Raw genomic sequence first — 15,992 nt, 5'->3', positions numbered from 1 at the left:
AGAGGGTGAGGCTGAGAAGTTGTACAAGGTGGCCTTTGACCTGCCTGCGGACACGGCCGCTTGGGCTCCTGCGCCGACTGAGCGTCTGTGGGCTCGAAAGACTGCGGTGACGATGGAGGTGGAGATCTGCAACGTGCCATTTTATGTCAAGGCGATCTCCTTGAGTGACCGGGTTCGGGTGGTTGCCGATCACGATCGCAGAGAGCTGGTATTCGAGAGCCTTGTCTCGGAGTCTGGGCATTCGACGGTGCGGATAATTATCATGAGTGGCGATGCGGCGGAAGTCGTTGAATCTACGTTGACTGCATCTGGCTGCTCCTGGGAGATCGACTCGAGTGGAATTCTGTGGGCAGTCGACGTTCCTCCTTCGGTTGACTACAGGGGGCTGCGGTCGGCGCTCGTTGACCTGAAAGAGAACGGAAAGATTGATCTCGAAGAAGGAGCCGTTTCTGCATCTCATCGCATGGGCGGTGACTAAGTTTGGCTGTGAGCGCGGTCGAGGCAAGTCGAAGATTGATCGACCTTGTGCACATCCATGTCGGATGAGTAACTAGCTCTTACTTCTTGTTTGGGGCAGTGATACAGGGGGACCCAATAGCCTACTTGGCGCAAGGGTACTTTCATCAGGACTATGACCTGGAGGCCGAAACGCCGATTCAGGTCGTAGCGGAGTTTCGGCGGTCCGAACCCGTAGCAGTGGTGGATTCACTTCGGGTGGCAGTGCGGAGAGTTCTGATCGAAGCGAAGTCGCATGATGAGTTGATCGCTGTCTGGCTGGAGCGAGCTCAGGCGTCCTACGACCCGCGAGACGATGGAATTGAGATCTGCGACTGGTTTCGTATGGTTGAAAGAGCTCTGCTCTGAGACGGGGAGCATGGGCTCGTGATGAAGAATTTTCTTGTCGAGCAGCAGTTGGCGTGCGTGAACTGGAGTGAGTTGCGCTGCAGTGGAGGTACTGCGGAGCACGTTCCGAGCGCGGTCCGCCGACTGCTCTCGTCTGAGAACGACGATCAAGCAGATTCCGCGTACTGGGAGCTTGACAACTCCGTTGTAGTGCAGGCCGAAGTGTATGAGTCGTCTCTGCCCTTGATTCCTGTCGTGATCGCTGCACTTGCCGGAGAGTTTTCGGACTGGGTGTCACATCGCTTGCTGGAGCTTCTTATACAGCTGAACTCGGGGAATGTTAGGTCGACGTCCGCTTGTGAAGATGGAGAGAATATCGGGGAAGCGTGCAAGCGGGCGATCGAAGAAGGCACTTGGGTCTACTACTCGTTGCTCCTTCGGGCATCGGATCATGTTCGGTCCAGTGCTTTGGATCTGCTTTGGGAAGTAGATCTCGATCGTGACAGAGTTTCGCGCGCTCTGCGGTATTTTGCGAGGCAGGACGTTTTCGTGAGCGCTCGCGACGCGGCTCTATATTGGCTCGAACAGTCATCTGCGCACGGCTGATCGTCGATCCGGGAGCAACCCTTCTTGTGGGGTTCGACGCGTACTATGTGCTGGCAGGTGTCACTTCGGCTCTTGTTCATAACTCTGGTGAACAGATACGAGCCAGGCGGAAAGCATGGATCACAGGCGCGAGGAAGTCTTCGTGGTGAGAACAGTGCTGAACCCCAGAATGGACAAGGTGCGCCGGACAACTCGGTGCAGATCAAGTCTGCTTCGTCGCGTCGGGTTGGAATTGGCCCCTCTAATGGTGATACTGTTATCCTTGATCGGACCCTGGTATGGCAAAAGCGCAGAGTGCGCTGCGAAAGGCTATCAAGGCGGGGCAGGTTTGGACTCCATGACAGATCGTCAAGAGCGGGATCTGGAAGGCTGGCGGGCGGCCATGAGTCGCGATCTTGCGAGTTCGGACACTAGTCTGATCACGGGGGCGCTGCTGGCGGTGACATATGATGATCCGGACCGCAGCCGGATTGAGGCTCTCTTGCTCGGATTCCTGTCTTCTGAAGTCGACCACCAGGTCAAGGCATTGGCTGTAACCTGCCTCGGGCATGTCGGGCGAATTCATCGCGCCGTAAGTTCTGATGCGATAAGGCGACTTGAAGAGTTTCTCGACGATCCGGAACTGGGTGGTACTGCGGAAGACGCGCTCGACGACATCAGGGCCTTTGTCGGGGGAGCGACCAGTACAGATTGACCGAGTAGCGTCCGACCGCATGGGACACACGCGACGGGCGTTTCTGGGGGCGGTCGGGGCGGTGGCGCTCGGGGCGTCGCGGGCGGAAGCGCTGCCGAACTACATCAGCGGCAAGGTGATCCAGGAAGCGCTGGACAAAGCGCGCGATGGCAAGGGGCCGAAGGACGCGGCGGGGCGGTTCATCGCGAAGCCGGGCAAGGGGACCTACCTCCTCACGGAGCCGCTGATCATCCATGGCGACACGCACCTCGACGTCACTGGAATCCGGATTGTGGCGCGGTTTCCGGCGACGGGCGTGAAGAAGACGATGGTGCTGAACGCGGTCGCGGCGAGCACGGGAGGGTATGACGCGCCGGGGAACATCGCGATCACGGGCGGATCGTGGGACCCGACGTGGGACTTCTTCCAGCGCGGTGTGGGGGACAAAGCGCCGCCGATGAACGTGATCACGTTGATCCACACCAAGAACGTGGTGCTGGACGGCATCACGATCTACAACACCAAGCACTGGCACGCGATCGAGCTGAACGCGATCCGCGACGCGACAGTGCGCAACTGCGCGCTGCTGGGGTGGATCGCGGACCCGAAACAGGGGCTGTGGCACGGGGAAGCACTCCAGTTGGACCTGCCGACGGGCGCGAACACGTGGGCGGGCAAGGCGGACGGGACGCCGTGCCGGAGCATCGTGATGCGGGGCAACACCTGCGACAAGTCGGGATCGCAGCTGGGGTTCGGGCAGTTCACCGGGTCGCACACGACGCATCCCGGGGTGACGCACAGCGACGTACTGGTCGAGAACAACGTGGTGCGGAACGCGCGGTGGGACGGCATCGGTGCGTACAACTGGCAGAACGTGCGGATTCTCGGCAACAGGGTGGAGAACTGCGAAGGCGGGATCTACGTGAAGTCCGCCGACGCCAACAAGACCTTCGAGATCACCGGCAACACGGTCTCGGGCACTAGGACCCGGCCCGGCGTGGGGATCAGGGCGGTGCAGCCGATCAGCGATGTGATGGTCTCCGGCAACACGGTGACGCCGTGCTCGTTCGACTACGTCGGCGACGTCGCGTTCCGGAGACCACCACAGCGGTGCTGAGGGTTAGTAGCTGTTTGAGATGCTCAGGGCGGGGGTTGGGGGTACTTGAAGACCGCCGAACTGGCTAGGCGCAGGTGCCGAGGTCTTCCCAGACGCCCCAGCGGCCGGTGGTGCCGGGTTCGTCGCCGCGGGTCCACCACTTGGCGCGCCACTCGTGGTTGCCGTGGGAGACAAGGGTTCCGCCGGTGTAGACCGACGCGGGCGCCCAGGCCGGGTTGTCACAGGTGCCGGTGACCGGAGTGCGCCACGGGACCTGAGGGGACTTGTAGTAGTTGATGCCCGCGGCGGCCCAGCGCGGGGCCTGGGCACCGAGGCGCTGCTTGAACGCGTCCCAGTTGTGCGAGGACGCGGGGGACCAGCCGAGCTCGGCGACCGCGGGCAGGCGCGGGAAGGCCATGAACTCGATGTCGGACAACGTCTTCAGCGTCTCCGACCACAGTGGAGCTTCCACTCCGAACACCGAGGACTCGCCGACGCCCTGCGCGTAGGTGGCGGGATTCCAGTTGTACGCGTCCTGCACCTCGATGTAGCCCGCCCAGTTCAGGCCGAGCGGGGTGTTCGCGTTGTACTTCATGTCCAGGTACGCCTTGTTGGCAGGCGACATGAGCACCTTGTTGCCGCGCGCGGCGGCAGCGGCCACGGCGGGGTTGTTGGCCTTGGTGTCCCAGAACTGGATCACGGTGGAGGTCGGCACGTCCGGCTTGGCCTTGGCGACCTCGTGCCAGCCCATCGCGGTCTTGCCGTGCTTGGCCACGATCGGCATGACCTTGGCCATGAAGGTGTTGTAGTCGGCCTCCGACGTCGCGTGCGCCTCGTCGCCACCGAGGTGGAAGTACCTGCCCGGCGTCAGCGCGGCGATCTCCCGGACGACGTCGTCGACGAACTTGTAGGTGATGTCCTTGTTGATGCACAAGGAGCTGTAGCCGACCTCGATGTCCGTGCGCAGCGGCGGGGCGACCCCGTTGCAGTTCAGCTCCGCGTAGGAGGCCAGCGCCGAGTTGGTGTGGCCGGGCATGTCGAACTCGGGGATCACGGTCATCTGCCGGGACGCGGCGTGCGCGATGATCTCCTTGTACTGCTCCTGGGTGTAGTAGCCGCCGGGGCCGCCGCCCACCTGGGTGCTGCCGCCGTAGGTGGCCAGCTTCGGCCAGCTCTTGATCTCGATGCGCCAGCCCTGGTCGTCGGTCAGGTGCAGGTGCAGGGTGTTGATCTTGTAGGCGGCGATCTCGTCGATGTAGCGCTTGACGGTCGCGACGGGGAAGAAGTGCCGGGCCACGTCGAGGTGCGCGCCGCGGTAGCCGAAGCGCGGGTGGTCGAGCACCGAACCGCCGGGCACCGTCCACGGGCCGGGCTTGACGCTGCCGCTCTCCACCGCCGCGGGCAGCAGCTGGCGCAGCGTCTGCACCCCGGCGAACAGGCCCGCCGCCTTGGTGGCGCGGACGACCACGCGGTCGGCGGTCGTGTCGAGCTGGTAGCCCTGGTCGCCGACGGCCGGGTCCGCGCCGGTCAGCAGCAGGGAGATGCTGTTGGCGTGCGCCGCGGCCGAGGGCACCACGGGCAGCGGGAAGCCGGTGGGGCGGCGCAGCAGCTCGCCCAGGTACGCGCCGACCCCCGCGGCCTCCGGGCCGGGCTGGACGAAGATCTTGGTGGTCGCGGAGATCGTGAACTTCACCGCGGCGTTCGGGGTGAGTTTCACGGGTGCGGGGACGACGTCGGCGTAGGCCGATTCGGGAGCCTGGGCCAGCGCCGCGGGCGCGCTCGCGGCGAGCCCGGTGGCGACGAGCAGCGCGGCGGCCAGGCCGCTGCCCAGCCGCGCGCCGATGCGTGGTGATCTCACGGTGATCCTTCCCGGTGGAGTCGTGCACATGCACCAGGCGGCGGACATACGCGGCGGCGGCGCCCGAGCAGGGACCGCCCTGGGCTTCCGGGGTCGGTCCGAACCATGGATATCCGGCGGTATGTCCGGTGTCAAGGTCTAGACCACCGGGGGTGAGGTCACTGCCGGGGCGGTCCCGGCGGCGGCCCGTAGCCGGGCGGCGGGCCCTGACCAGGAGGCGGACCGGGAACGGCCTGCGGACCGGTGGGCGGCGGTCCATAACCCGGCTGCGGGCCGGACAGCGGGGGCCCGTACGCCGGTTGCGGGCCGGACAGCGGGGGCCCGTACGCCGGTTGCGGGCCGGTGGGGGGCGGCCCGTACCCGGGCTGCGGACCGTAGCCCGCCTGCCCGGGACCGGGCTGCGGGCCGAAACCGGGACCCTGCGCGGGGAAGGGCGCCGAGATCGGGCTGGGTCCTTGCGGCTGCGTGGCGAGGCTGCGCCCGGCGAACATCTCGCGGAGCTTGGCGAGGCCGTAGAGCAGGAAGCCGACGGCGATCACCGCGAGCAGGAAGCCGATGATCGTCCCGGCGAAGCCGCTCTTCGTCGGGTTCAGGAACTTGTAGAGCTTGCGGTAGACCTCGGCCGAGAGGAAGTAGACGAGGTAGGCGAGCGGAAAGGCGATCCAGGTCAGCGGGTACCACCACTTGGTCCGCGCCTGGTTGCGGCCGACGAAGATCCAGTCGATGAGCACCACCAGCGGCGTCCACACGTGCTCGAACGGCTGCTCGTCGAAATCGCCACCCATGACCCCGAAGAAGGTGCCCATGACCAGCAGCAGGAGCACCGTGGTCGCGCCGCGCAGCCAGGGCGATTCGGGCTCGTGCCTGCGCCCGCCGGTGAACAGCGGGTAGAGCAGCAGGAAGGTGTAGATGATCCCGGTGGCCAGGCTGGCCTGCTGGCTGAGCCCGGCCCAGTTCTTGGTCCAGCCGGTCGCGTCGCTGAACCCGTAGAGGGCGAAGACGACGATGAGCAGCCGCCACGCGCTGACCCCCGCGAGCACCCCGGGGCTGACCCGTTGCGGCGGCGGCCCGGTCCACGGCGGCTGATACGGCCCGGGCCGCTGCCAGGTCATGGCCATCTCGGTGTCCCCCGTTCGTCGGCCTGCTCGGCGCGGCGAATGATAATTGGTCTACCAACATATATCTCTCGAATGGACCAACCGGGTTCACATCCTTGACAGCGCGAGTGGTCTAGTCCATTTTCGGGACACGCCGCCATCATCCAGCACGATCTGGAGGTGGGGCATGTTCCGCGCATTGGCCGTTTCCGCACTCACCGTCGCGGCCCTCGCGACACCCGCGTCAGCCGCGTCAGCCGCGGCGAACCTGTTGTCCAATCCCGGTTTCGAGACCGGGAACCTCGCGGGCTGGTCGTGCGCCGGAGGTGAGGTGACCGCCACGGCCCGCAGCGGGAACCACGCGCTCTCCGCGACCCCGGCCGGGCAGGACCAGGCGCGCTGCACGCAGACGGTTCGGGTCCAGCCGAACTCCACGTACAAGCTCTCCGCGTGGGTCAAGGGCGGCCTCGTCTACCTCGGCGCGGGCGGCGCCGGGATGACCGGGACGAGCACCTGGACTCCGGGCGGCGCGGACTGGACGCAGCTCTCGCTCAGCTTCACCACCGGCGCCACCACCACGAGCGTCGGCGTGTTCACCCACGGCTGGTACGGCCAGCCCGCCTACCAGGTCGACGACGTCGTCCTCGACGGCGCCTCCGGAGGCCAGCCCGAACTGCCCACCATCCCCAGTGGACTGTCCTCGACGGGCTCCTCGTCCAACACGATTTCCCTTGCGTGGAGCGCGGTCACAGGCGCGGACGGCTACAGCGTCTACCGCGACGGCGCGAAGGTCGGCGACTCCACGAGCACCGGCTACACCGACACCGGGCTCAAGCCCTCCACAACGCACACCTACGCCGTGGCGGCCTACAACGGAGCGGGGGAGTCCGCGCGTTCGGCGACGATCAGCGCGACGACCGGGCGTGAGGGAGAGCCGAATCCCGCGCTGCCCAAGCACTTGCTGACCGGCTACTGGCAGAACTTCGTCAACGGCGCGGCGCCGCTGCGCATCCGCGACGTCAACAACCACTACGACATCATCGCGATCGCCTTCGCCGACGCCGACACGACGAAGCCGGGCGGGGTCACGTTCAAGGTGGACTCCGGGTTGTCGTCGGCGCTCGGCGGCTACTCCGACGCGGACATGATCGCCGACATCGCCGCGAAGCGGGCCCAGGGCAAGAAGTTCGTGTTCTCCATCGGCGGCGAGAAGGGCAACGTCGACCTCAGCAGCTCGGCGAACGTGGCCAACTTCGTGTCCTCCATGGAGGCGCTGATCCGCAGGTTCGGCGTGGACGGCCTGGACATCGACCTCGAACACGGCATGCACGTCGACAACGTCGCCGCGGCCTCGCGCCAGCTCCAGCAGCGGATCGGCTCCGGGTTCGTGCTGACCATGGCGCCGCAGACCATCGACACGCAGCCGGGCGGCCGGTACCTCCAGCTGCTGGCGAAGATCAAGGACATCACCACGGTCGTGCACACGCAGTACTACAACTCCGGCTCGATGAACGGCTGCGACGGCAAGGTCTACTCGCAGGGCGGGGTCGACTTCATCACCGCGCAGGCGTGCATCCTGCTGGAGACGCTGCGGGCCGACCAGGTCGCGCTCGGCGTGCCAGCCTCGCCCTCCGGGGCGGGCAGCGGCTACGTCGACCCGGGTGTGGTCAACAACGCGCTGAGCTGCCTGGCGAAGGGCACCGGCTGCGGCAGCTTCAAGCCGTCGAAGACCTACCCGGACCTGCGCGGGGCCATGACCTGGTCGATCAACTGGGACAAGTCCAGCGGCGACCGGTTCTCCAACACGGTGCGCCCGCACCTGGCCTCGCTGGGGTGAGCGCGGGGTGGTTCGGGGGTGCCTCTCAGCGGTGTTAGACTGCTCTGAGCTGCTGGCTTGCCCGGCAGCCCTTGGGGCGCTCACCGCCGCTAACGCTGGCTGGACTAGGCTCCCCCACTGACGTTGACACCAGTAGTAATAGGACAAGGGGTTCGCGGAATGCCGCCCAAGAAGAAGTTGCGCGTGACGTTCGAGGCGACGCTCGAACTGGAGGCCGGCAACGCCGCTATGGTCGACCTCGGCAAGATGCTGGGTCCGACCGGTGTGAACACCCGTGGCGTCAAGCTTGAGTACGACGAGGCCACCGCCGCGCACCGCGGCGAGATCCTCCCCGTCGTGGTCACGGTCTACGAGGACCGCACCCACTCGCTGCGGTACAAGACGCCGCCGACCAGCTTCCTGATCCGTCAGGCGATGGGCGCGCAGAAGGGCTCCGAGCAGCCCGGCCACACGTCCGGTGGCACCCTGACCGCCGAGCAGGTGCGCGCGATCGCCGAGCGCAAGATGCCGGACCTCAACGCCACCAGCGTCGACGCCGCCGAGAAGATCGTCGCCGGCTGCGCCCGCTCCATGGGCGTCTCCGTCGCGGGCTGAACACCAGGCTGAACGAGAAGGGCCCCGGCTCCGGCCGGGGCCCTTCTCGCATCAGTGGCCAGTAGCTCAGTAGGCCGCCGCGAGCGCCAGCACGTCCTTGGCGAGGTCCCGGGACGGGTCCAGCGGCAGGAACATGGTCACCGGCGTGGTGATCCCGGCATCGGCGTAGCGCCGGACGTGCGCCGCGCACTCCTCCGGGCTGCCGTGCACCACGAGCTCGTCGATCACGGAGTCCGGCACCGCCGCGACCGCCGCCTTCCGGTCGCCCGCCGCCCAGGCCGTCCACATCGGACCCAACGCCTCGTCGCGGCCAAGCCACCGCTGGAACTCCGCGTAGGCGGGCACGGTCAGGTAGCCGGTGATCAACCGCTTCGCCACCGAGCGCACCAGGTCCGCGTTCTCCGAGACGCACACGAAGATCCGCGCGACGAGCTGCTTGCCCGCGCCGACGATCGGGGCCGCCTTGGCGACGTCCGACGCGGACAGCCAGTTCAGCACCGCGCCGTCGCCCTCCGCACCGGCCAGGCCGAGCATGCGCTCCCGCAGCGCTCCGACCACGATCGGCAGGTCCGAGGACACCGGGCGTTCCAAGCGGAAACCCTTGACCTGGAACGTGTCGTAGGACTGGTCGACCCGTTCACCGGCGAGCGCGGGGCGGAGGAAGCGCAGCGTGTCCCGCACGCGGCTGAACGGCTTCTCGAAGGGCACGGCGTTCCACCGCTGCGCGATGGCGGGGGAGGAGGCGCCGATGCCCAGGGTGAACCGGCCGGGAGCCGCCTCCGCCATCGCGGCCGCGCTCATCGCCAGCAACGCCGGGCCCCTGGTGAACACCGAGGCGATGGCCGTGCCGAACCGCGCATCCGGCAGCACTGCCGCCGCGTAGGCCAGCGGCGTGAACGCGTCCAGCTCCGCCGTCTCGCTGCTCCAGAAGTCGGTGTAACCGCCGTCGTACAACGCGCGCAGCAGGTCGGCGTGCTCGTGCAGTGACTGTCCCAAAGGGACGGTGATGCCCAACGTCATGCCTGTGTTCCCTTCCACTCCCGGTCGAGCATGGCGAGGACCAGCTCGTCGCACCACTCACCCTTGACGAACTCGTTCTCCAGGAACAGCCCCTCCCGGCGCATGCCGAGCCGCTCCAGCAGCCGCGCGGACGCGGTGTTGCGGGCGTCGCAACGGCCCTCGACGCGGTGCAGGCCCAGCTCCTCGAAGCCCAGCCGCAGCACCTCGCGCGCGGCCTCCGCGCCGAAGCCGTGCCCGTGGTGGTCGGGGTGGAGGATGAAGCCCAGCTCACCGCGCCTGTGCACCTCGCTGTGCCAGAACAGCACCACGTCGCCGATCAGCTCGCCGGTGTCCTTGCGCTCCACCGCCAGGATCAGCGCCTCACCCTCCTTCTCCACGTACCACTGGTCCACCCGCTTGGCCAGCGACTCCCGCGACTCCTCCGGCGACTGCACGTCGAAGTAGAGGTAGCGGACCACGTCGGGGCGGGACCGGATGTCGTGGAAGACGTCGAAGTCGTCGAGCCGGTAGGCGCGGAGCAGCAGGCGATCGGTCTCGATCGGCAGGGATGGGCGCATGCCGGCGACGCTAGTGGCGGAGCCGGAATGGTTCATCCGGATTGCCCGCGGCGGAGCATCATGGCGTTATGGAACACAGCGATGCGGTGCGCATGCTCGGCGTGGCCCTGGCCGAGGCCGAGGCGGGGCGCGCGGAGGGCGGTATCCCGATCGGGGCGGCGTTGTTCGGCGCCGACGGGGAGCTGCTCGGGCGGGGGAGGAACCGGCGGGTCCAGGACGACGACGCGTCGATGCACGCGGAGACCTGCGCGTTCCGGGCGGCGGGCCGCCAGCGCACCTACGGCGGCACCACGATGGTGACCACGCTGTCGCCCTGCTGGTACTGCAGCGGGCTGGTCCGGCAGTTCGGGATCACCAGGCTCGTCGTCGGCGAGTCGCGGACGTTCACCGGGCAGCACGAGTGGCTGGCCTCCGCCGGTGTCGAGGTCGTCCTGCTTGACGACGCGCGCTGCTACGAGCTGATGAAGGAGTTCATCGCGGCGAACCCGCGACTGTGGAACGAGGACATCGGCCTGGACTGAACCGCAGTCTGAATCGTCGACTGAATACAGTGGGCCTCCCGAGATCGAGGAGGCTGTGCCCGTGGACGAGCTCCACCCCCGCCCGAGGATGGTCCGAGAGCACTGGATCGACCTCTGTGGCCCGTGGCGGTTCGGATACGACGACGCCGATCAGGGCCTCGCGGAGCGCTGGCAGGACGGTGAGAGCGGCTTCGACCGGGACATCCTGGTGCCGTACCCGCCGGAGTCCGAGCGCTCGGGTGTGCACGACCCGTCGCCGCACACGATCGTGTGGTACCGCAGGACATTCACGCTCAGCGAGCTGGGCGAGGACTTCACCGGGCGGCGCCTGCTGCTGCACTTCGGCGCGGTGGACTACCACGCGCGGGTGTGGGTGAACGGCGCGCTGGTCGCCGAGCACGTCGGCGGGCACACGCCGATCACCGCGGACATCACCGACGCGCTGGACCCCGACGCCGACGAGCAGGTGGTCGTGGTCCGGGCGCAGGACGAGGCCGAGGACCCCACGCAGACCCGCGGCAAGCAGGACTGGCTGCCCGAGCCGCACGCGATCTGGTACCACCGCACCACCGGGATCTGGCAGCCGGTGTGGCTGGAGCCGGTCCCGGCCAACCACCTCTCGGAGATCCAGTGGACCCCGGACCTGACCCAGGCGCGGGTCCGGCTGGAGGCGCGGGTGGCCGGTTCGCCCGCGACGCCGCTGCACCTGCGGGTGCGGCTGTGGTCCGGCGCGCAGCTGCTGGCCGAGGAGTCGCACCGGGTGCTCGACCAGGTCAGCGTGCGGGACATCGCGATCCCGGCCGCGCGGCACGGCCAGCACCTGCACGCGCTGATGTGGTCGCCGGAGTCGCCGAACCTGATCGACGCCGAGCTGACCCTGCTCGACGCCGAGGGCGCGGTGGTCGACGAGGTGCACAGCTACTTCGGCTACCGCTCGGTGGACACCGCGGACGGGCGGTTCCTGCTCAACGGGCGCCCGTACTTCCTGCGGATGGTGCTGGAGCAGGGCTACTGGCCGCAGTCGCACCTGGCCGCCCCGGACGGCGACGCGCTGCGCCACGAGGTGGAGCTGATCAAGGAGCTGGGCTTCAACGGGGCGCGCATCCACCAGAAGGTCGAGGACCCGCGCTTCCTGTACTGGTGCGACCGGCTCGGGCTGCTGGTGTGGGGCGAGATGGCGGATGCCTACCAGTTCTCCACCGCCACGGTGGAGCGGATGACCCGCGAGTGGATCGAGGTGCTGCGCCGCGACCGCAGCCACCCGTGCGTGGTCGCCTGGGTGCCGCTGAACGAGAGCTGGGGGGTGCCGCAGATCGCCGAGCGCGAGGACCAGCGGCACTTCGCCACCGCGCTCTACCACCTGACCAAGTCCATCGACCCGACCCGGCCGGTGATCGCCAACGACGGCTGGGAGCACACCGTCAGCGATATCTGGGGCGTGCACGACTACGCGCCCAGCGGGGCGTCGCTGCGGGAGCGCTACTCCGACCCGGAGGCGATCAAGCGGGCGCTCGGCGAGGGCAGGCCCGGTGGGCTGCGGGTGCTGCTCGACGACCGGCTCAACGAGGGCCAGCCGGTGATGCTGACCGAGTTCGGCGGGCTCAGCTACGTCCCGGCCAAGGGAGACAACTGGTTCGGATACTCCACTGTGGACTCTCCAGAGGCTCTGCTCGAGCGGCTGGAGGACCTGGTCGGCGCGCTGCTGGCCAGCGACCGGCTGGCCGGGTTCTGCTACACCCAGCTCACCGACACCGAGCAGGAGACCAACGGGCTGCTCACCGCGGCCCGCGAGCCCAAGGTGGACCCGGCGCTGATCAGGGCGCTGCTGAACCGGCCGGCGCGGGCGATCCCGACCGAGGAGGTCTCCGCGCACCGCGCCGAGGCCGAGCGCGCCGCCCGGGGTGACTCGGGGTGATGTACCTGCTGCTGGGGGCGGCGATCCTGTTCGAGGTGACCGGCACCGTCGCCCTCAAGCTCTCCGAGGGCATGAGCAGGCTCGTCCCCACGGTGGTCGTGCTGGTCTGCTACGGCGTGGCGTTCTTCCTGTTCTCGCTGTCGCTGAACCAGGGCATGGCCGTGGGCACGGCGTACGCGATCTGGTCCGGGGTAGGTGTCGGCCTGGTCGCGGTCGCCGGGTACCTGTTCTTCCGGGAGACGCTGACCTGGTTGCAGCTGGCCGGGTTCGCGCTCGTCGTGCTCGGCGTGACCGCGCTGCAACTGGGCGGGGCGCGCACTTGATACTGCGCGTGTTTAGCGGTGTGCTCCGTTCGTGCAAGCGCCACTCGGACGGATTTGCGCCGGGCGGACGGGCGCGCGATCCAATCCTTTTCCCCGTCACCTCGTTGCGTGTGCAACATGCAGGTCACGGCGGGCACTAGACCGATCAGCTGACGTGATCGGGATAATGCGGCGAAACCGTGTGGAGGTGGTCGACACTGTTTTTCCGGATTACTACAGTGGGTAATTGTCGGCTGCCTGAATTCTCGCTGAATGGTCACGAAATAATGTCGCCGAAGAAGTTCACCCTGCTGGCAGCGACCGCGATGGCGGCGCTGACCCTCATGGTGCTCGTGGTCGTCCTCGGCTGGTTCGGTCCGGAGGCCACCCAGGCGGTGGACAAGTTCGGCCAGGTGCTCGCCTCGGCGGCGGGCCTGGCCGGGTTCCTGGTGACCGCGCGCCGCACCGAGGGCAGCGACCGCAGGTGGCGGTTGTGGATGGCCGCGGCGATGGCCAGCCTGACCATCGGGCTGGTGACCTGGACCTGGGGCCTGGTGTTCATGGGGATCGGGCTGCCCGCGTCCACCCTGGCGCCGATCGGGTTCATGATGACCCCGGTGTTCGCGCTCTTCGCCGTGCTCACCCTGGCCAGGGGGCAGCGCCCGACCACGACGCCGCGGCCGCGCGGCCCGTGGCTGCGGGTGCTGGACGGGCTGATCATCCTCGGCGCGATCCTGGTGCTGACCCTGGTGACCGCGGGCGAGTCGGTGGTGCGGATCTGGACCTCCGACCTGGCCGGGCTGCTCACCACCGTGCTGCACCCGACGCTGTACCTGGTGGTGATCGTGCTGGTGCTGCTGGTCGCGCGGCGGCACCGGGTGGCCTGGCAGCTGCCGTTACTGTTCCTCGGCCTGGCCTTCGTCGCGCAGAGCACCTCCGGCTGGATCTTCACCTACCTCGTGGCCAACGGGGCCGCCAGCATCCCGCCCTGGGCCGACATCGGGTTCATGGCGTGCCCGGTGTTCTACGCGCTGGCCCCGTGGGCCCCGACCCAGCCGCTGCGCGAGCCGGGCCCCGACCCGCTGCGCACCGGCGACTACCTGCACCTGGCCGTGCCGTACCTGCCGCTGCTGATCACCGGGATGTTCGTCGGCGTCGGCACCGCGACCGGCATCACGCTGGGCCCGACCGAGGTCTACTTCGGGCTCGCCGTGGTGGCGCTGGTGATCGTCCGGCAGCTGATCACGATGACGGACAACGTGGCTTTACTGGAGGAGATCCGGCAGAGCCAGAAGCAGTTGCAGTACCAGGCCTACCACGATCCGCTGACCGGCCTGGCCAACCGCGCGCTGTTCCAGGAGTGCCTCGGCACCGCGCTGCGCTCCTCGCAGCAGCTGATCCTGTTGTTCGTCGACGTCGACGACTTCAAGACCGTCAACGACCGCTACGGCCACGCCGTGGGCGACGAGGTCCTGTGCGCCGTCGCGGGCAGGCTGCGCGCCGCCGTGCGGGCCGAGGACGTGGTCGCCCGGCTCGGCGGTGACGAGTTCGCCGTGCTGATCACCACCGGCGACGGCGACCCCGAGCAGGTGGGCGCGCGGGTGCTCACCGTGCTGGAGGCGCCCTACGGCATCCGGGGCGAGAACCGCATGGTGCGCGCCAGCATCGGCCTGGTCTGCTTCGGCGCGATGGACCCCGACCTGTCGCCCGATGACCTGCTCAGCCGGGCCGACGCGGCGATGTACGCGGCCAAGCGCCAGGGCAAGGGCACCCTCGTGGTGCACGGCACCGCGTCCGCCTGAGTGCGAGACTCCTCCCGTGCGTGCCGGTCGACTGCTGTCGTTGTTGATGCTGTTGCAGACCCGTGGGCGGATGTCCGCGACCGAACTCGCGCGGGCCCTGGAGGTGTCCCCGCGCACCGTCTACCGCGACATCGAGTCGTTGTCCGCCGCGGGCGTCCCCGTCTACGCCGACCAGGGCAGGGCCGGTGGCTACCAGCTCCTCGACGGCTACCGCACCCGGCTCACCGGCCTGACCGGTGCCGAGGCGGAGGCCCTCGCGTTCACCGGAATGCCCGGTCCCGCAACGGATCTGGGCCTCAGCGCTGAGCTGACCGCCGCCCAGCTGAAGCTGATGGCTGCACTGCCTCCGGAGTTGGCGTCCCGCGCCGGTCGCATCCGCGAGTGCTTCCACCTCGACGCCACGGTGTGGTTCCGCGAGTCCGAGGGCGTGCCCTGTCTGTCCGAGCTGGCCAATGCCGTGTGGGACAGCCGCGCGGTCCGCATCCGCTACCGCCGTTGGGGCGATCCGCCCGAGGTTGAGCGCACCCTGTGGCCGCTCGGCGTGGTGTTGAAGGGCGGCGTCTGGTACCTGGTCGCCCGCTCCGGTTCCCGTGATCTGACCTATCGCGTCTCCCGTGTCCTGGAGGTGACCGATACCGGCTCCTCGTTCGAGCGCCCCAAGGATTTCGACCTCGCCGAGTTCTGGCGCGCCTGGGCCGAGCGCTTCGAGGCTGAGCAGTTCCGCTTCACCGCCCGCGTCCGCTTCTCGCCCGCGGGCATGGCGAAGGTGCCGTACGTCCTGGGCTTCCACGAGAAGCGGGTGGTGCGTGCGACCGCTGGTGAGCCCGATGCCGACGGTTGGGTGATCGCCGATCTGCCGTTCGAGTCCGTTGAGATCGGCCACACTGAGGTTTTGAAGTTCGGCGCTGACGCTGAAGTCCTTGCGCCCCTTGAGTTGCGGGATCGCCTGGCCGCCACCGCGCGCGCCATGGCGGCCGCTTATGCGGTGGGTTCCGGTGCGGGGTCGGCTTGACCTGGGGCCCCTCGCGCGTGCCGAGGGCCTGCCGGGCGGGCACGGGAGGGAACCCGGCCCCCGCGCGCGAGCGTATGGCACGCGCACCCCAGGTAAAGCCTCCGATCCGTTGCGCCCCTTACCTTCCAGCCCATACCGGGACGTCCGTCCACTATGGCCGTCCCGGCGTTATAGCACCAATGGGCAGTCCACCCTGATGTTCCGCAACGGCACTTGATCAGGATCGATCCATTTCGGCGGGATGAACGCCGGTATCCCG

Annotated in this window: 15 protein-coding genes; 11 read left to right on the top strand and 4 right to left on the bottom strand. The window is 68.1% G+C overall.

Features of this window, described 5'->3' with window-relative positions; translation table 11 throughout:
• Nucleotides 1-28: 28 nt before the first annotated feature.
• The 4 genes from NLX83_RS40015 to NLX83_RS40005 all read left to right on the top strand — a co-directional run bounded on the left by NLX83_RS40015 (nt 29) and on the right by NLX83_RS40005 (nt 3,239).
• On the top strand, nt 29-478 hold the full coding sequence (locus tag NLX83_RS40015; protein WP_254240523.1) for a DUF4265 domain-containing protein: 450 nt from the start codon (nt 29-31) through the stop codon (nt 476-478).
• Between the two features lie 98 nt (nt 479-576).
• The gene (locus tag NLX83_RS42395) at nt 577-864 is read left to right on the top strand and encodes a contact-dependent growth inhibition system immunity protein (RefSeq protein WP_374118871.1); all 288 of its coding nucleotides are present in this window, start codon (nt 577-579) and stop codon (nt 862-864) included.
• Nucleotides 865-1,711: 847 nt separating this feature from the next.
• Nucleotides 1,712-2,143 carry a hypothetical protein gene (locus NLX83_RS40010; RefSeq protein ID WP_254240522.1) on the top strand — a complete coding sequence of 144 codons (432 nt, stop codon included), beginning with the start codon at nt 1,712-1,714 and terminating at the stop codon, nt 2,141-2,143.
• 19 nt (nt 2,144-2,162) lie between these two features.
• The gene (locus tag NLX83_RS40005; protein ID WP_254240521.1) at nt 2,163-3,239 is read left to right on the top strand and encodes a right-handed parallel beta-helix repeat-containing protein; all 1,077 of its coding nucleotides are present in this window, start codon (nt 2,163-2,165) and stop codon (nt 3,237-3,239) included.
• 64 nt (nt 3,240-3,303) lie between these two features.
• Here NLX83_RS40005 and NLX83_RS40000 read toward each other — a convergent pair whose 3' ends face one another.
• Nucleotides 3,304-5,106, bottom strand: a complete 1,803-nt coding sequence (locus tag NLX83_RS40000) for a family 20 glycosylhydrolase (protein ID WP_374118870.1) — start codon at nt 5,104-5,106, stop codon at nt 3,304-3,306.
• A 128-nt stretch (nt 5,107-5,234) separates the two neighbouring features.
• Nucleotides 5,235-6,194 (bottom strand): hypothetical protein, encoded by a 960-nt coding sequence (locus NLX83_RS39995; RefSeq protein ID WP_254240519.1) that lies wholly within the window; start codon nt 6,192-6,194, stop codon nt 5,235-5,237.
• A gap of 166 nt (nt 6,195-6,360) precedes the next feature.
• On the opposite strand from NLX83_RS39995, the gene NLX83_RS39990 reads away from it, so the two are divergent.
• Both NLX83_RS39990 and NLX83_RS39985 read left to right on the top strand, forming a co-directional pair.
• Nucleotides 6,361-8,010 (top strand): chitinase, encoded by a 1,650-nt coding sequence (locus tag NLX83_RS39990; protein WP_254240518.1) that lies wholly within the window; start codon nt 6,361-6,363, stop codon nt 8,008-8,010.
• 159 nt (nt 8,011-8,169) lie between these two features.
• Nucleotides 8,170-8,604: an uL11 family ribosomal protein gene (locus NLX83_RS39985; protein ID WP_254240517.1), complete on the top strand. Its 435-nt coding sequence runs from the start codon at nt 8,170-8,172 to the stop codon at nt 8,602-8,604.
• A gap of 66 nt (nt 8,605-8,670) precedes the next feature.
• Here the strand turns inward: NLX83_RS39985 and NLX83_RS39980 are convergent, their stop codons facing one another.
• Nucleotides 8,671-9,624, bottom strand: coding sequence for an LLM class F420-dependent oxidoreductase (locus NLX83_RS39980; RefSeq protein ID WP_254240516.1), 954 nt, complete (start codon nt 9,622-9,624; stop codon nt 8,671-8,673).
• The gene (locus NLX83_RS39975; protein WP_254240515.1) at nt 9,621-10,181 is read right to left on the bottom strand and encodes a GNAT family N-acetyltransferase; all 561 of its coding nucleotides are present in this window, start codon (nt 10,179-10,181) and stop codon (nt 9,621-9,623) included. Before NLX83_RS39975 ends, NLX83_RS39980 begins: the two co-directional genes overlap by 4 nt.
• A 68-nt stretch (nt 10,182-10,249) precedes the next feature.
• Between NLX83_RS39975 and NLX83_RS39970 the strand changes: the two genes are divergently transcribed.
• The 5 genes from NLX83_RS39970 to NLX83_RS39950 all read left to right on the top strand — a co-directional run bounded on the left by NLX83_RS39970 (nt 10,250) and on the right by NLX83_RS39950 (nt 15,733).
• Entirely contained in the window at nt 10,250-10,702 is a 453-nt protein-coding gene (locus NLX83_RS39970; RefSeq protein WP_254240514.1) for a nucleoside deaminase, read from the top strand.
• Between the two features lie 61 nt (nt 10,703-10,763).
• Nucleotides 10,764-12,617, top strand: coding sequence for a glycoside hydrolase family 2 protein (locus NLX83_RS39965; RefSeq protein WP_254240513.1), 1,854 nt, complete (start codon nt 10,764-10,766; stop codon nt 12,615-12,617).
• Nucleotides 12,617-12,940, top strand: a complete 324-nt coding sequence (locus NLX83_RS39960; protein WP_254240512.1) for a DMT family transporter — start codon at nt 12,617-12,619, stop codon at nt 12,938-12,940. The genes NLX83_RS39965 and NLX83_RS39960 overlap by 1 nt, the downstream gene beginning before the upstream one ends.
• Nucleotides 12,941-13,206: 266 nt before the next feature.
• Nucleotides 13,207-14,721, top strand: a complete 1,515-nt coding sequence (locus NLX83_RS39955) for a GGDEF domain-containing protein (protein ID WP_254240511.1) — start codon at nt 13,207-13,209, stop codon at nt 14,719-14,721.
• Nucleotides 14,722-14,737: 16 nt separating this feature from the next.
• Nucleotides 14,738-15,733: a helix-turn-helix transcriptional regulator gene (locus tag NLX83_RS39950; protein WP_254240510.1), complete on the top strand. Its 996-nt coding sequence runs from the start codon at nt 14,738-14,740 to the stop codon at nt 15,731-15,733.
• Nucleotides 15,734-15,992: the final 259 nt, after the last annotated feature.

Origin of the sequence: Allokutzneria sp. A3M-2-11 16, assembly GCF_024213555.1 — a bacterium.
Taxonomy (GTDB): domain Bacteria; phylum Actinomycetota; class Actinomycetes; order Mycobacteriales; family Pseudonocardiaceae; genus Allokutzneria.
The sequence above is the reverse complement of the archived record's forward strand: the minus strand, read 5'-3'. Positions and strand labels throughout refer to the sequence as shown.

Bases quoted from the DNA above. Each gene is read 5' to 3' on its own strand.
- NLX83_RS39960 (WP_254240512.1), top strand. From the start codon at position 12,617: ATGTACCTGCTGCTGGGGGCGGCGATCCTGTTCGAGGTGACCGGCACC.
- NLX83_RS39985 (WP_254240517.1), top strand. From the start codon at position 8,170: ATGCCGCCCAAGAAGAAGTTGCGCGTGACGTTCGAGGCGACGCTCGAA.
- NLX83_RS39970 (WP_254240514.1), top strand. From the start codon at position 10,250: ATGGAACACAGCGATGCGGTGCGCATGCTCGGCGTGGCCCTGGCCGAG.
- NLX83_RS39955 (WP_254240511.1), top strand. From the start codon at position 13,207: ATGTCGCCGAAGAAGTTCACCCTGCTGGCAGCGACCGCGATGGCGGCG.
- NLX83_RS39975 (WP_254240515.1), bottom strand. From the start codon at position 10,181: ATGCGCCCATCCCTGCCGATCGAGACCGATCGCCTGCTGCTCCGCGCC.
- NLX83_RS40005 (WP_254240521.1), top strand. From the start codon at position 2,163: ATGGGACACACGCGACGGGCGTTTCTGGGGGCGGTCGGGGCGGTGGCG.
- NLX83_RS40000 (WP_374118870.1), bottom strand. From the start codon at position 5,106: ATGTGCACGACTCCACCGGGAAGGATCACCGTGAGATCACCACGCATC.
- NLX83_RS39980 (WP_254240516.1), bottom strand. From the start codon at position 9,624: ATGACGTTGGGCATCACCGTCCCTTTGGGACAGTCACTGCACGAGCAC.
- NLX83_RS39995 (WP_254240519.1), bottom strand. From the start codon at position 6,194: ATGGCCATGACCTGGCAGCGGCCCGGGCCGTATCAGCCGCCGTGGACC.
- NLX83_RS39990 (WP_254240518.1), top strand. From the start codon at position 6,361: ATGTTCCGCGCATTGGCCGTTTCCGCACTCACCGTCGCGGCCCTCGCG.